The 12,931-nt window shown below is 49.5% G+C and carries 16 protein-coding genes and 1 tRNA gene; 16 read left to right on the top strand and 1 reads right to left on the bottom strand.

What is annotated here, in order from left to right; genetic code table 11:
- The first annotated feature begins 7 nt into the window (after positions 1-7).
- The 13 genes from purM (at position 8) to H9Q78_RS04305 (ending at position 9,842) form a co-directional block, all read left to right on the top strand.
- Entirely contained in the window at positions 8-1,033 is a 1,026-nt protein-coding gene (gene purM, locus H9Q78_RS04365) for a phosphoribosylformylglycinamidine cyclo-ligase (RefSeq protein WP_249303786.1), read from the top strand.
- Positions 1,027-1,662 (top strand): phosphoribosylglycinamide formyltransferase, encoded by a 636-nt coding sequence (gene purN, locus H9Q78_RS04360; protein ID WP_249303785.1) that lies wholly within the window; start codon positions 1,027-1,029, stop codon positions 1,660-1,662. Before purM ends, purN begins: the two co-directional genes overlap by 7 nt.
- A gap of 34 nt (positions 1,663-1,696) precedes the next feature.
- A complete protein-coding gene (gene purD, locus H9Q78_RS04355) occupies positions 1,697-2,974 on the top strand; it encodes a phosphoribosylamine--glycine ligase (protein ID WP_249303784.1) in 1,278 nt (425 codons plus the stop codon).
- Positions 2,975-3,439: 465 nt separating this feature from the next.
- The gene (locus tag H9Q78_RS04350) at positions 3,440-3,622 is read left to right on the top strand and encodes a hypothetical protein (protein WP_249303782.1); all 183 of its coding nucleotides are present in this window, start codon (positions 3,440-3,442) and stop codon (positions 3,620-3,622) included.
- Between the two features lie 201 nt (positions 3,623-3,823).
- Positions 3,824-4,780: a ketopantoate reductase family protein gene (locus tag H9Q78_RS04345; protein ID WP_249303781.1), complete on the top strand. Its 957-nt coding sequence runs from the start codon at positions 3,824-3,826 to the stop codon at positions 4,778-4,780.
- Between the two features lie 12 nt (positions 4,781-4,792).
- Positions 4,793-5,539 (top strand): tRNA pseudouridine(38-40) synthase TruA, encoded by a 747-nt coding sequence (gene truA, locus H9Q78_RS04340; protein WP_249303780.1) that lies wholly within the window; start codon positions 4,793-4,795, stop codon positions 5,537-5,539.
- A gap of 18 nt (positions 5,540-5,557) precedes the next feature.
- Positions 5,558-6,736, top strand: coding sequence for a cation diffusion facilitator family transporter (locus H9Q78_RS04335; RefSeq protein ID WP_249303779.1), 1,179 nt, complete (start codon positions 5,558-5,560; stop codon positions 6,734-6,736).
- A gap of 76 nt (positions 6,737-6,812) precedes the next feature.
- A tRNA-Gln gene (locus tag H9Q78_RS04330) sits at positions 6,813-6,884 on the top strand.
- A 187-nt stretch (positions 6,885-7,071) separates the two neighbouring features.
- Complete coding sequence (locus H9Q78_RS04325; protein WP_249303778.1) at positions 7,072-7,329, top strand: DUF3795 domain-containing protein; 258 nt, start codon at positions 7,072-7,074, stop codon at positions 7,327-7,329.
- Between the two features lie 42 nt (positions 7,330-7,371).
- A complete protein-coding gene (locus tag H9Q78_RS04320) occupies positions 7,372-8,124 on the top strand; it encodes an aspartate/glutamate racemase family protein (protein ID WP_249303777.1) in 753 nt (250 codons plus the stop codon).
- Positions 8,108-8,533: an HTH domain-containing protein gene (locus tag H9Q78_RS04315; RefSeq protein WP_249303775.1), complete on the top strand. Its 426-nt coding sequence runs from the start codon at positions 8,108-8,110 to the stop codon at positions 8,531-8,533. The genes H9Q78_RS04320 and H9Q78_RS04315 overlap by 17 nt, the downstream gene beginning before the upstream one ends.
- A gap of 11 nt (positions 8,534-8,544) precedes the next feature.
- Positions 8,545-9,192, top strand: a complete 648-nt coding sequence (locus H9Q78_RS04310; protein ID WP_249303774.1) for a chloramphenicol acetyltransferase — start codon at positions 8,545-8,547, stop codon at positions 9,190-9,192.
- Positions 9,193-9,317: 125 nt separating this feature from the next.
- The gene (locus H9Q78_RS04305; protein WP_249303773.1) at positions 9,318-9,842 is read left to right on the top strand and encodes a flavodoxin domain-containing protein; all 525 of its coding nucleotides are present in this window, start codon (positions 9,318-9,320) and stop codon (positions 9,840-9,842) included.
- Here H9Q78_RS04305 and H9Q78_RS04300 read toward each other — a convergent pair.
- Entirely contained in the window at positions 9,839-10,615 is a 777-nt protein-coding gene (locus H9Q78_RS04300; RefSeq protein WP_249303772.1) for an HAD family hydrolase, read from the bottom strand. The two genes, H9Q78_RS04305 and H9Q78_RS04300, sit on opposite strands and share 4 nt — an antisense overlap.
- Before the next feature lie 362 nt (positions 10,616-10,977).
- Between H9Q78_RS04300 and H9Q78_RS04295 the strand changes: the two genes are divergently transcribed.
- From H9Q78_RS04295 to H9Q78_RS04285, 3 genes are read left to right on the top strand one after another with little or no spacing between them, the layout of a single operon-like run.
- Entirely contained in the window at positions 10,978-11,691 is a 714-nt protein-coding gene (locus H9Q78_RS04295; protein ID WP_249303771.1) for an acyl-[acyl-carrier-protein] thioesterase, read from the top strand.
- Between the two features lie 19 nt (positions 11,692-11,710).
- Positions 11,711-12,550: a CvfB family protein gene (locus H9Q78_RS04290; protein ID WP_249303770.1), complete on the top strand. Its 840-nt coding sequence runs from the start codon at positions 11,711-11,713 to the stop codon at positions 12,548-12,550.
- A gap of 6 nt (positions 12,551-12,556) precedes the next feature.
- The gene (locus H9Q78_RS04285) at positions 12,557-12,931 is read left to right on the top strand and encodes a RidA family protein (protein ID WP_147596961.1); all 375 of its coding nucleotides are present in this window, start codon (positions 12,557-12,559) and stop codon (positions 12,929-12,931) included.

Genomic DNA, 12,931 nt, shown 5'->3' with positions numbered 1-12,931 from the left:
GATAAGTATGGATTACAAAAAAGCAGGTGTGGATATTGAGGCCGGTTATAAGGCTGTGGAGCTGATGAAGAAACATGTCCAGAGGACGATGCGCCCCGAGGTCTTAGGCGGCATCGGCGGGTTTTCCGGCGCTTTTTCCATGGACGCTTACAAAAGCATGGAGCATCCGACCCTGGTATCCGGTACCGACGGAGTAGGAACGAAGCTTAAGCTTGCCTTTGCCATGGATAAACATGATACGATAGGGATCGATTGCGTTGCTATGTGTGTGAATGACATTGCGTGCGCGGGAGGCGAACCGCTGTTTTTCCTGGATTATATTGCCTGTGGTAAAAATGAACCGGAAAAGATCGCTACCATCGTGGGCGGCGTGGCGGAAGGATGCAGACAGGCAGGAGCGGCGCTGATCGGCGGAGAGACCGCAGAGATGCCCGGCTTTTATCCGGTGGATGAATACGACCTGGCCGGATTCTCTGTGGGAATCGTAGACCAGAAGGATCTGATATCAGGAAAAGACCTGAAGCCAGGCGACGTGCTTATTGGCATGGCTTCCTCCGGCATACACAGCAATGGATATTCTCTGGTGCGCAAGGTATTTTCCATGTCCCGGGAGAGTCTGAACACGTACTGCGAATCTTTGGGGTCGACTTTGGGAGAGGCTCTTTTGGTTCCCACAAAGATTTATGTGAAAGCGCTGAAATCCATCCGTGAATCCGGTGCGGTCATCAAGGCCTGCAGCCATATCACCGGCGGAGGGTTTTATGAGAATGTGCCCAGGATGCTGGTGGACGGCACCCATGCGGTGATCGAGAAAGACAGCTATCCGGTGCCTTCCATTTTTGAGATGCTTGCAAGGGACGGTGACATCGAAGAACAGATGATGTACAATACATTTAATATGGGAATCGGCATGATCGTGGCTGTGGACAAGGATGATGTGGAAAAGACCATGGAAGCGGTAAAAGCAGCCGGCGAGGCGCCTTATGTCATCGGTCGGGTAGAGGCTGGTGAAAAAGGAGTTACTTTATGCTGAGGATAGGCGTATGTGTATCCGGCGGGGGGACGAACCTGCAGGCGGTCATCGACAAGATTGAAAGCGGGGAAGTCATCAATGCAGAGATTGCCGTAGTGGTCAGCAATAATCCCGGTGCTTATGCCCTTAAGAGGGCCGAAAAGCACGGGATACCGGCAGTGTGTGTTTCTCCGAAGTCTTTTGAAAGCAGAGAGGCTTTTAACACTGCTCTCGTAGATACCATGGACAGCTTCCGTGTGGATCTGATTGTGCTGGCCGGCTATCTTGTCGTGATACCGCCTGTGCTGATAGAGAGATACAGAAATAAGATCATCAATATCCATCCTTCCCTGATTCCGTCCTTTTGCGGAACCGGAAACTACGGGCTTACGGTTCATGTGAACGCTTTGAAACGGGGAGTCAAGGTAACCGGTGCGACGGTTCATTTTGTGGACGAGGGTACGGATACGGGGCCGATCATTCTTCAGAAAGCGGTAGCTGTGGAGGATGGCGATACGCCGGAGATCCTTCAGAGAAGGGTAATGGAACAGGCAGAGTGGGAGATACTTCCCAGAGCCATTGATTTAATAGCCAACCAGAAGATACGGGTGGCTGACGGACGGGTAGTGAGCTCTCAGGGGCCTGTTTAGAGAAACTGATAAACGATTGTTACAGGAGGCAGTCATGAACGTACTGATAGTGGGAAGCGGAGGCAGAGAGCATGCTCTCGCTTGGAAGATATCGAAGAGCAGCCGTGTGGATAAAATATACTGTGCGCCGGGAAATGCGGGTATCGAGGAGTATGCGGAGTGTGTGCCCATCGGTGTGCTGGATTTTCCGGCACTGACGGCTTTTGCCAGGGAAAAGGAGATCGGTCTTACGGTCATAGGGATGGACGATCCGCTAGTGGCGGGCGTCGTAGACGCTTTTGAGGCGGAAGGGCTTCGGGTATTCGGGCCATCGAAGGCTGCGGCTATCCTGGAGGGTTCCAAAGCGTTTTCCAAAGACCTGATGAAGAAATACAATATTCCTACGGCAGGATATGAGAATTTTGAGGACGCGGACAAGGCCTTGACTTATTTGGAAACTGTGGATTTCCCCATCGTGCTGAAAGCGGACGGGCTGGCGCTTGGAAAAGGCGTCTTGATCTGCAACAGCCTGGAAGAGGCACAGGCGGGCGTGAAAGAGATCATGCTTGACAAAAAGTTTGGAAACGCCGGAAACCAGATGGTCATAGAAGAATTCCTGACCGGCCGTGAAGTGTCCGTGCTGTCTTTTGTAGACGGAAATACAGTCCGTATCATGACATCTGCCCAAGATCACAAACGGGCTGGAGACGGTGATACGGGCCTTAACACCGGCGGAATGGGGACATTTTCTCCCAGCCCTTTCTATACCGAGGAAGTGGACGAGTTCTGCCAGAAATACATTTATCAGGCCACGGTGGATGCCATGAGGGCGGAAGACCGTACATTTAAAGGAATTATCTTTTTCGGACTCATGCTGACGGAAAAAGGTCCTAAGGTGTTGGAATACAACGCACGGTTCGGTGATCCGGAGGCCCAGGTGGTCATACCCAGGATGAAAAATGACATTGTGGATGTGATGGAGGCCTGCATAGACGGCCGGCTCTCGGAGATCAGCTTGGAATTTGAGGATAATGCGGCGGTGTGCGTGGTGCTGGCCTCCGACGGTTATCCTGTGAAGTATGAAAAGGGCTTTTTGATAGACGGCCTGGATACGGTGAAGGCGAAAGAAGAGGAAGGCTATTACGTTTTCCATGCTGGTACAAAGAAGACGGACAAAGGCATCGTCACAAACGGAGGACGGGTACTGGGCGTAACAGCCAAGGGAGCTGATTTAAAAACCGCCAGGGCCAACGCGTATAAGGCGGCAGAATGGGTGAATTTTGAGAATAAATATATGCGGCACGATATTGGAAAGGCCATAGACGAGGCATAGAACAGAAAACTTCCGGAGATTGCCGATGTGATTTCGGCTTACAAAAGACTGGCTGCCCGGCCGGTCTTTTGTTTGGGTATACCTTTGAATACTTTTAAAACAAATTTGTCTTATGAATCAGATGAGACAGGAGGAAATCCGATCCCATCCAGGCGGCTCGCTGGCAGCCGTAACCAGAATTTTTACGGCCTCCAGTCGGTCCTTTCCAACTGACATGGATAAATTGATATTTTTCCATGTCAGATTCCAACAAAAATCCGCATGATATGCGATTTTTGCCTCCCTGCGTCCGGGAAAATTCTGCTAACGCCTTTGCGGCGCTCGCCTTACGATGGAATCGGATTCTTCCTCTTGCTCTTTCTTCTGCACCGAAATAAGCGCTCATTTGCCTCGAAAGCCATTGGGGCGGTCCATCGCGGCCCGCTGCGGTACGCGTGCGGGCCGTTGGTTCTGATCTGGATACTTTTGGAAATCAGAACCTTTCATTGCTGCCAGAATAGTGCGGCAGGCAGGACGCCGGCAGAAAGATTCCAGGCCGGCCTAAAGGTGAGAGCCGCAGGGCAGCGGCCGGTGTTCCTCAGACGGAGGGAGGCAGAAACGGAAATACCGATTCCGTTTCTGAGCGAACGGGAGACGGGAAATCATTAAGATTTCCTGCCGACATGTGAGCGGTACTGCCGGAGCGGGGATAAGGCGGCCCCAGCATCGCCAGCGAACCGAAATCGTGACGGTCCGGAACTTCTGCCGGCGATTGGTGGGGGACTTCACAAAATGATTCCAAAAGTATTTTGTATTATGTTATGATAGACGCGGTATAGAACAGCTGAGAGGATCAGGAGGGCGGACAGAATGGAGAGGAAGATACAAGAACTGCGGTATCTGGTGATAGGGGCAGGCGGTACGGGAGGCTGTATTGCCGGTTTTCTGGCAAAAGGCGGACGGGACGTGGCCCTTATTGCAAGAGGCGTCCACCTGGAGGCCATAAGGCGGAACGGCCTAAAAATTATCAGACCGGACGGAGTCCTTTCAATTTCCGTACATGCGGAGGAGGAAAAAGAATACAAAGACAAAGCGGATGTGATCTTTGTATGTGTGAAGGACTATTCATTGGACAGCACATATGAGCTGATTAAAAAAGCGTCTCATAAAGATACGGTGGTGATTCCTCTGCTGAATATTTACGGCACAGGCGAGCGTATGTCCGATCGGCTTCCGGGAATCCGGGTGCTGAACGGCTGCATCTACATAGCGGGCTCCATTGAGTGTCCGGGAGTGCTGCGGCAGAGTGGAGAAATATTCCGGATCGTGTACGGTTCTGTGGACGGCGGCACGGAGGATCCGGTCTGCCGGCAGGCGGAAGAGGATCTGAGGGCGTGTGGAATAGAGGCGGTATATAGTGATGATGTCCGAAGAGATACCTTTAAGAAATACTCCTTTGTGTCTGCAATGGCTGCTGTGGGGGCATATTATGGCTCCAATGCGGGCGACGCTAAACGGGAGGGCGCTGTCCGAAGCATGTTCATAAGCTGCGTGAAGGAAATAGAAGCGCTGGCTGAGGCCATGGGAATCGATTTTGGAGAGGATATGGCGGAAGTGAATCTAAAGGTCCTTCACGGTCTTGCCGATGACTGTACTGCTTCCATGCAAAAAGATCTGGAAAAAGGCGGACAGACAGAGATGGACGGTCTCGTATTCGAAGTGGTGAGACTGGGGAATAAATACCATGTGCCGGTCCCGGGCTATGTGCTTATTGCGGAAAAATTCAAGTTCCATTTGGAAGACGGGCAGGCCGGCCAGGCCAAATAGATGGAGGAAGTGATGCTGCGGAACTATAAAATGACGGTGAGCTATGACGGTACACGCTATAATGGATGGCAGAAGCAAAAGAATACGGAAACGACCATACAGGGCAAACTGGAACAGATACTCTTCCGCCTTACGGGAAAAGAGATTCCGGTACAGGGGGCCGGGCGCACGGACGCGGGTGTACACGCCCTGGGCCAAGTAGCCAATTTCCGGCTGGATACGAATTTATTTGAAGACGAGCTTCTTTCTTACTTTAATGAATATCTGCCGGACGATATCGCCGTGCTGTCGTTAAAGACGGCGTCAGAAAGGTTTCACAGCCGTCTGAGTGCGGTAGGGAAGATATATTGTTACCGGATGTATACGGGAAATGCAAAGCCTGTGTTTGACAGGAGATACATGTGGAAGCCGGACGAGATTCCAGATGCGGAGCGGATGAGGAGTGCGGCGTCATTTCTCGTGGGGCGCCATGATTTTAAGAGTTTCTGCGGCAACCGCCATATGAATAAGTCCACGGTGCGGAAGCTGGATAGGATCACCATTGAGGAGGCAGGCGGGGGCAGAGAGCTTCGGCTGACCTTTGAAGGGGAAGGGTTTCTCCAGAATATGGTCCGGATTTTGACGGGAACCTTGTTTGAATGTGGGATTGGGGAACGTGAGCCGGAGGAGATGACCGGGATACTGGAGGCGCTGGAACGGAGCCGGGCAGGACAGATGGCTCCGGCGAAGGGACTCACTCTCATGGAAGTGAGATACTGATTTGGAGGAATGGTTTTCATGACAGACTTTTTGGTACGCAGATTTGTAAAGGATTATAATCAGACTCAAAGGGCCAGTGTCCGAACTTCCTATGGGATTTTGTCCAGCATCGTGGGGATAGGGTGCAATCTGTTTCTGTTTTTGGCAAAACTGATGATCGGCATTTTTCTGAACAGTATTTCAGTAATGTCCGATGCTTTTAATAACCTGTCCGATGCCGCTTCTTCTATCATAAGCTTCATCGGTGTGAAAATGGCCGGCCGGCCGGCGGACAAAGACCATCCTTTCGGACACGGCAGGATCGAATATATTTCGGCGCTGATCGTTTCTTTTCTGGTAATTGAAGTTGGCTGGACGTTTATGAAAACTTCCTTTGCAAAAGTGAGGAGTCCGGAAGCACTCAGTTTCAACATGGTCTCGCTGATCATCCTGGTGCTGTCCATCGGGGTGAAGCTTTGGATGTCTTTTTTCAACAGAAAACTGGGGAAACGGATCGGTTCCAAGGTGATGGAAGCGACTGCGGCGGATTCCCTGGGCGATGTGCTGGTAACCGCGGCAACGATATTTTCCGTGGCGCTTTATGGGGCCTTTGGATGGAACATAGATGGATTTATTGGTATGGCCGTATCGGTGGTGGTCATCGTTGCGGGAATCAACATCGCCAAAGACACCCTGAAGCCGCTGATCGGCGAAGCCATCGATCCATATGTCTATCGGAAGATCAAGACCTTTGTGGAAGGCTATGACGGCATTTGGGGAACTCATGATTTGATCGTCCATAATTATGGACCCTCTACCAGCATGGCATCCATCCATGCGGAGGTGGACAGCCACGGGAACATGGAGGATATCCATGAGATCATCGATCAGATCGAGCGGGAGGCTAAAGAGCAGCTGGGTATTTTTCTGGTCATCCATATGGATCCCATTGAGACAAATGATCCTCTGGTAGAAGAACGGCGCCGGATGGTTCTGGAATGTCTGGATGATTTGGACGGACGGATCACGCTCCACGATTTCCGCATGGTAGACGGCAGGAAGCAGGTCAACCTGATCTTCGACATTGTAGTTCCATACGAAATGAAGGAGAAAGAAATAGAAGAGGTCACAGCACATTTGGAGGAGAAGCTGCGTCTTTTGGATGGGCGTTTTCATTGTGTCATTACAGTGGATAAAAGCTATATTGCGGAAAATTAAAAAAATTTACAAATAGGGCTTGTCAAATCCAAAACTTTAGGTTATAATACATTTCGTTGCAGAGATTGCAGCGCATTGGGTTGTCGCCAAATGGTAAGGCACTGGACTCTGACTCCAGCATTTCAAGGTTCGAATCCTTGCAGCCCAGGGAAGAGCGGCCGCACTGAGAAATCAGTGCGGTTTTTTATTTCATAGGAAGGTGCGTCCCATGAAATAAAAAACCCTACGGACAGTAGTTGGTAATTGATTGAATATATCGTATAATGAGGATAACGGCCGGGCGGGAGCTGCCTGGAGTAGAAGGGTTTGTCCGAAGGACAGAAGGGAGATACGGTATGTTCGAATCAAGGTGCGGGATCTGCTGCGATTCCTGTGAAGGGAAAACTGAGGTGAATTGTAAAGGATGTCTGAATATGAAAACACCGTTTTGGGGCGGAGACTGTGAAGTAAAATCCTGCTGCGAAGCGAAAGGGCTTAACCACTGCGGTGAGTGCAAAGAATTTCCCTGCGAGACGATATCTTCCATGGGGAAGGAGCAGGGCTATGATCCTGAGCCGAGACTTTTAAAGTGCAGACAGTGGGCCGAAAAATAGGAAAGTACGGTTCTGCGGCATAAGCCGGAAAGAGAGTGAAAAATGGCAGAGGAGAGGAAGTTTAGAAAACTGGGCCTGGTGGGCGGAATGGGGCCGGAGTCCACAATTCTTTATTATCATGGTATTGTCTATGAGACACAAAAGAGAGCCGGGCGGCAGATGTTTCCTGACCTTCTTATAGAAAGTGTGAATGTATTTGAGGTTTTGGAATGCTGCCAAAGAAAAGAGTATGAAAAACTGACCTGTTATTTGCTCAGGGCAATTGAAAATCTGGCGTCAGGCGGCGCTGAGTTCGCTGCACTGTCCGCGAATACGGCTCACATCGTTTTTGATGAGCTTAAGAAGCGTTCTCCGATACCGCTTGTCAGTATAGTAGAGGCGGCCTGCGAGGAAGCGGAGCGCAGAGAATTGACGAAGATCGGTCTTCTGGGCACTAAATTCACCATGGAGGGGACATTTTTCCGAAAACCATTTCTGGAAAAGCGGATAGAGATCACGGTGCCCAACGAGAGGGAAAGAGAATATGTGAATCGTAAGATTTCGGAGGAACTGGAAGCAGGAATCATCATAGACGAAACACGGCGGCATTTTATGGATATTATCAGAAGAATGACAAAAGAAGAGGGGATAGAAGCCGTGGTCCTGGGATGTACGGAGCTTCCTCTGCTGTTTGACGGAGTTTCCGGGAATATAGAATTTCTGGATACAGTGGAAATCCATATCCGCACATTGGTGGACAGGATAGTGGGAACATCGGATAAGAAGGGAGAAGATAGGCATGGAGGAGCTTTGTGATATTCCGGAGCAGCTTAAAACCCTTCTGGAAGAGTACCGGTTCAATGTAAATACTTTGTCAAAGTATTTAGCTGTGCCGGCAGAGGACATATGCCGGCTTGCGGATGGAAACTTGGACGTGCTTCCGGATGACAATATACTGCGGTTTGAGATTTACAACAAAATATCGTTTCTTTACTTGATACCTTATGAAGGAGCGGATAAGAAGCTTAGCGCTTTTTTGATGGTGCTGATATCCTATCACGGTTTGTCAAAGGATACTATTGCGAGGATGGCTTTAGTAGAGAAAAGTGACATTGATAAAATACTGTCCGGCCGCATGGAACGAATTTCCGACGAGAAGAAGTACCGGGTGGCGGCTGCGGTCATGTGCCTGCGGTTTTTTCTGAAAGAAAATGAACCCGGATAGAGGAGGAGCAGATGGCTGAAGGATATAGGATAGTAGATTATAAGACATGGAAACGGGCCATACATTGTGAAGTGTTTCGGAATCATATGGTGCCGCAGTACTGCGTGAGCCTGGAACTGGATATCACAAATTTTCTTCCGAAAATAAAAAAACAGGGATATTCCTTTACCTTTGCCATGACGTATGCGGCGGCGAGGTGCGCGAATCAAATCGAAGAATTCCGATATCGTTTTATGGACGGGCAGGTGGCGCTGTACGACAGAATCGATACGTCCTTTACGTATCTTGACCAGGAGACAGAGCTTTTCAAGGTGGTAGAGGTAAAACTTATGGACACAATGGAAGAGTATGTGAAAGCCGCAAGTGAAGCGGTAGAGAATCAGAAAGAATATTTCACAGGGCCTCCTGGAAATAACGTTTTTCAGTTTTCCGCCATGCCCTGGGTATCCTATACTCATATTTCCCACACAGAATCTGGAAAAAAGGACAATGCCACTCCACTTTTTGACTGGGGTAAATATTATAAACGGGACGGAAAGATTCTGCTTCCGTTTTCTGTCCAGGTTCATCATTCCTTTGTGGACGGGCTGCATATCGGGAAGCTGGCTGAAGCGCTGCAGGATTATTTAGATCGATACGGAAGAAATTATAAAAACTGAAAAAAAGGGATTTGCTGATTCATACCTGCGGCAGTCTGGAGGAAGCCGGGCCGGCACCCAGGAAGCATATACGCCAGTTTGTTTAAAATTACAAAATATAACGATACACTGAAAGAGGAGGCATCATGAAAACGATTATTATTTATAATTCACAAACCGGGTTTACAAAACAATATGCCGAATGGCTGGCGGAGGATCTGCAGTGCCGTCTCGTTCCTTATTCCCAAAAAGAAGAGATTGACTTTTCCCAATATGACGCAGTGGTATTCGGCAGCTGGTGCCATGCAGGTATGATCAAGAAGATAAAATGGTTCCGGAAAAACCTTCCGGCTCTTAAAGGAAAGAAGAAGGCAGTTTTCGTTGTAGGGGCCAATCCCATGGGAAATCAGGAGATTGAAGCATCCTTAAAAGGGAATTTTTCTGAGGAGGAGAAGGTAGAGGTATTTTATCTGCAGGGAGGACTCCGATATGAGAAGATGGGAGCTTCCTCCCGGATGATGATGAAAATGTTTTCTTCCATGGTGGCGAAGAAAAAGAATAAGAGCCCGGAAGAAGAAGAGATGGCGCGCATGATAGGGCAGTCCTATGATATATCTGACCGGAGATTCATAAGGCCTGTCGCGGCATATCTCAAAGGACAGCAGGATTAAAGGAGAAGAGTTTCCAATACATCTTCTACAGAGTCGCAGATATGGCGGCAGGCAGCGATGACCTCGGGCTTTCCGTCAGAGACGGCATAGCTTTCCTCTGCACAGGCAAGGAGCTCAAGATCGTTATAATTATCGCCGAAGGCCATGATCTCTTCCCGGGAGACGTTTACCGTTTCCATCAGGGCGCGCATGGCGTGGCCTTTGTTGATGCCGTCGGGGATGAAATCGATCCAGTGGTCGCAGGTTGAGGCGAGGGTAAAGACTCCATTCCACCGCTCTTTGAATTCCCTGAGACGCTCTTCTGTCTTATCTCCGTGAACATACGCCGATATCTTGATATAATCTTCTTCTGTCTTAAATATGTCCCTGACCTCAGTCACATCATTTTTTAGAATGTTTTTCAGATGCCAGGTATAAGAAGGGTCCTTGGCCTGGATATAAGCGGTCTTGACCCCTGAAAGCTGAATCTCACAGCCGTCCCTGGACCAGATATCCCGCATCAGCGCCTGTCCAAGATCTCGCTCCATTGTGGCCTTGTATACAATTTTACCGTTGTGGACCGCGAATGCGCCGTTTTCGCATATGTAATCCACTGTATCGGCTGCCGGTCCCATAAGTCTTCTCAAATTGCCGTACTGGCGTCCGCTGGCGGCAACAAAACCAATTCCTTTTTCTCTGAGCCTCTCAATGATCGGAAGTATGCGGGGCGGGAGAGTTTGAGCACCGTTTTTAAGAATCGTGCCGTCCATATCGCTTGCGATGAGTCGAATCATAAAATCCTCCAAGTAGTCATATTGAATGTGGCAGGAGACCTGCTCCGTCTGCGGAGAGGAGAAAGCACCGCCTTGTCCAGTATATCATACCTTTGAATATTTTTAAAACAAATTTGTCTTATGTATAAGATGAGACAGGAGGAAATCCAATCCCATCCAGGCGGCTCGCTGGCAGCCGTAACCAAAATTATTACGGCCTCCGAACCGAAATCGTGACGGCCAAGAACTTCTGCCGGTGCTAATCTACAGCTTGGCCGGAGTTTGCTTAAATTGATTCTTAAAAGTGTTTGTTTCATAAAACCAAAAAAACAAGAGCAATTTGGAAATTAATATGATATAATGTCCTGAGATATGGAGGAGTTATGTATTCGTTTGACAGCAAAGTGAGATATAGTGAAGTGGGAGCAGACGGCAGGCTGAGCCTGTGTTCGGTCATCCATTATATGCAGGACTGCAGTATTTTCCAGTCAGAGATGCTGGGAGTGGGAGTCCGCGCACTGCAGGAGAGAGGCAGGGCATGGCTTTTGTCCGCCTGGCAGGTGGAGCTTTATAGGAGGCCGGAGCTTGGTGAAACGTTAAAGGTTGGAACCTGGGCCAGCGGATTCAAGGCGATGTACGGCTACCGGAATTTTGTGATCATAGACGCTGCCGGCGATTATGCGGTGAAAGCGAACTCCATTTGGGTCTACATGAATCTGGAAACCGGGCGTCCTGAAAAGGTGGATAAGCAGCTTGCGGACATTTATCAGGCAGAAGAGCCGCTGGATATGGAAACGGACGGACGTAAGATTAAGATTCCGGACAACCTGATGGAATTTCCATCATTTCCCGTCAGAAGATATCAGATAGATACCAATGGACATGTGAACAACGGACAGTATATCCAGATGGCGGAGGAGTGGCTTCCAGGGGATAATGATATCAGGAAACTGCGGGTGGAATATAAGAAAGCGGCGGTATACGGCGACACGGTCATACCAATGGCTGGAGGAAACGCTGATTCTGTCACTGTGGTGCTGAAGGGATCAGAGGGACAGGTTTATGCCGTAGTTCAGGCGGTTTCTGGAAAAGGATAAAGGACGGAAGGACAGAAATATGATAGAGTTAGGAAAGAAACAGACATTGAAGGTGCTTCGGCAGAAAGAGATCGGCGTATATTTGGGAGAGGGGATCACTGGTGAGCCGGGAGTTCTCCTGCCCAGACGGCAGGTTCCGGAGGGAACGGTCGTCGGCAGTGAAATAGAAGTTTTTCTTTATAAGGATTCAGAGGACAGGCCGATTGCCACTGTGAGAGATCCGCTTCTTTCTCTGGGGGAGCTGGCGGTCCTGGAGGTCGTGGAAGCGGGACGGATCGGAGCATTTTTGAACTGGGGACTGGAAAGGGATCTGTTCCTTCCCTATAAGGAGCAGAAATGGAAGGTCAGGCCAGGTGAAAAAGTGCTGGTGGCTTTATATGTAGATAAAAGCCAGAGACTTTGCGCGACCATGAAGGTAGATGACTATCTGAGCGCAGATTCACCCTATGAAAAAGATTCCTCCGTGACAGGTGTCCTATATGAGATCAACCAAGAGCTGGGAGCCTTTGTGGCGGTGGACAGCCGGTATTTTGGACTGATCCCGGCCGGAGAAGTCAGCCGGGAAATGAAGACCGGCGTTACGGTCGAGGCCAGAGTGGCGCGGGTCCGGGAAGATGGTAAGCTGATATTGAGCGTCAGGGAAAAAGCATATAAACAGCTTAATTTGGACGCGGAGGCCGTTCTTTCCCTGATCGAGGCTTATGGCGGAGTCCTTCCGTTTACGGATAAAGCGGACCCCGGCCTTATCAAGCTGGAGACAGGTCTGAGCAAGAACGCGTTCAAGCGGGCTGTGGGCCATCTTCTGAAAGAAAACGTAATCCAAATAAAAACTGAAACTATAGAATTGATCAGGAGGTAGTGTATCATGAAGAAAGTAATTTCTACAGACAAGGCGCCGGCGGCTATCGGACCTTATTCCCAGGCGATTGAAGCGAACGGTTTTGTGTTTGCGTCCGGTCAGATCCCGGTGAATCCGGCGACCGGAGAAATTCCGGAAGGCATTGAAGCACAGGCCAGACAGGCGATGGAAAATGTCGTGAATCTTTTGGCGGCGGCAGGGACCACGGCTGAGAACGTTGTAAAGACTTCTGTATTTATCAAGGACATGAATGATTTTGGCAAGGTGAATGCAATCTATGCGGAATATTTTAAAGAGGAGTGTCCCGCCAGAGCATGCGTAGAAGTGGCAAGACTTCCAAAAGATGTTTTGGTAGAGGTAGAGGCGATCGCAGTAAAGTAG

The organism is Qiania dongpingensis, from assembly GCF_014337195.1.
Lineage (GTDB): Bacteria > Bacillota > Clostridia > Lachnospirales > Lachnospiraceae > Lientehia > Lientehia dongpingensis.
Note: the sequence above shows the minus strand (reverse complement) of the source record. Positions and strands in the feature narration are given on the sequence as shown.

Excerpts from the sequence above, each read along its gene's own strand:
- purM (WP_249303786.1), top strand. The coding sequence starts at position 8 with ATGGATTACAAAAAAGCAGGTGTGGATATTGAGGCCGGTTATAAGGCT.
- purN (WP_249303785.1), top strand. The coding sequence starts at position 1,027 with ATGCTGAGGATAGGCGTATGTGTATCCGGCGGGGGGACGAACCTGCAG.
- purD (WP_249303784.1), top strand. The coding sequence starts at position 1,697 with ATGAACGTACTGATAGTGGGAAGCGGAGGCAGAGAGCATGCTCTCGCT.
- H9Q78_RS04345 (WP_249303781.1), top strand. The coding sequence starts at position 3,824 with ATGGAGAGGAAGATACAAGAACTGCGGTATCTGGTGATAGGGGCAGGC.
- truA (WP_249303780.1), top strand. The coding sequence starts at position 4,793 with ATGCTGCGGAACTATAAAATGACGGTGAGCTATGACGGTACACGCTAT.
- H9Q78_RS04335 (WP_249303779.1), top strand. The coding sequence starts at position 5,558 with ATGACAGACTTTTTGGTACGCAGATTTGTAAAGGATTATAATCAGACT.
- H9Q78_RS04325 (WP_249303778.1), top strand. The coding sequence starts at position 7,072 with ATGTTCGAATCAAGGTGCGGGATCTGCTGCGATTCCTGTGAAGGGAAA.
- H9Q78_RS04320 (WP_249303777.1), top strand. The coding sequence starts at position 7,372 with ATGGCAGAGGAGAGGAAGTTTAGAAAACTGGGCCTGGTGGGCGGAATG.
- H9Q78_RS04315 (WP_249303775.1), top strand. The coding sequence starts at position 8,108 with ATGGAGGAGCTTTGTGATATTCCGGAGCAGCTTAAAACCCTTCTGGAA.
- H9Q78_RS04310 (WP_249303774.1), top strand. The coding sequence starts at position 8,545 with ATGGCTGAAGGATATAGGATAGTAGATTATAAGACATGGAAACGGGCC.
- H9Q78_RS04305 (WP_249303773.1), top strand. The coding sequence starts at position 9,318 with ATGAAAACGATTATTATTTATAATTCACAAACCGGGTTTACAAAACAA.
- H9Q78_RS04300 (WP_249303772.1), bottom strand. The coding sequence starts at position 10,615 with ATGATTCGACTCATCGCAAGCGATATGGACGGCACGATTCTTAAAAAC.
- H9Q78_RS04295 (WP_249303771.1), top strand. The coding sequence starts at position 10,978 with ATGTATTCGTTTGACAGCAAAGTGAGATATAGTGAAGTGGGAGCAGAC.
- H9Q78_RS04290 (WP_249303770.1), top strand. The coding sequence starts at position 11,711 with ATGATAGAGTTAGGAAAGAAACAGACATTGAAGGTGCTTCGGCAGAAA.
- H9Q78_RS04285 (WP_147596961.1), top strand. The coding sequence starts at position 12,557 with ATGAAGAAAGTAATTTCTACAGACAAGGCGCCGGCGGCTATCGGACCT.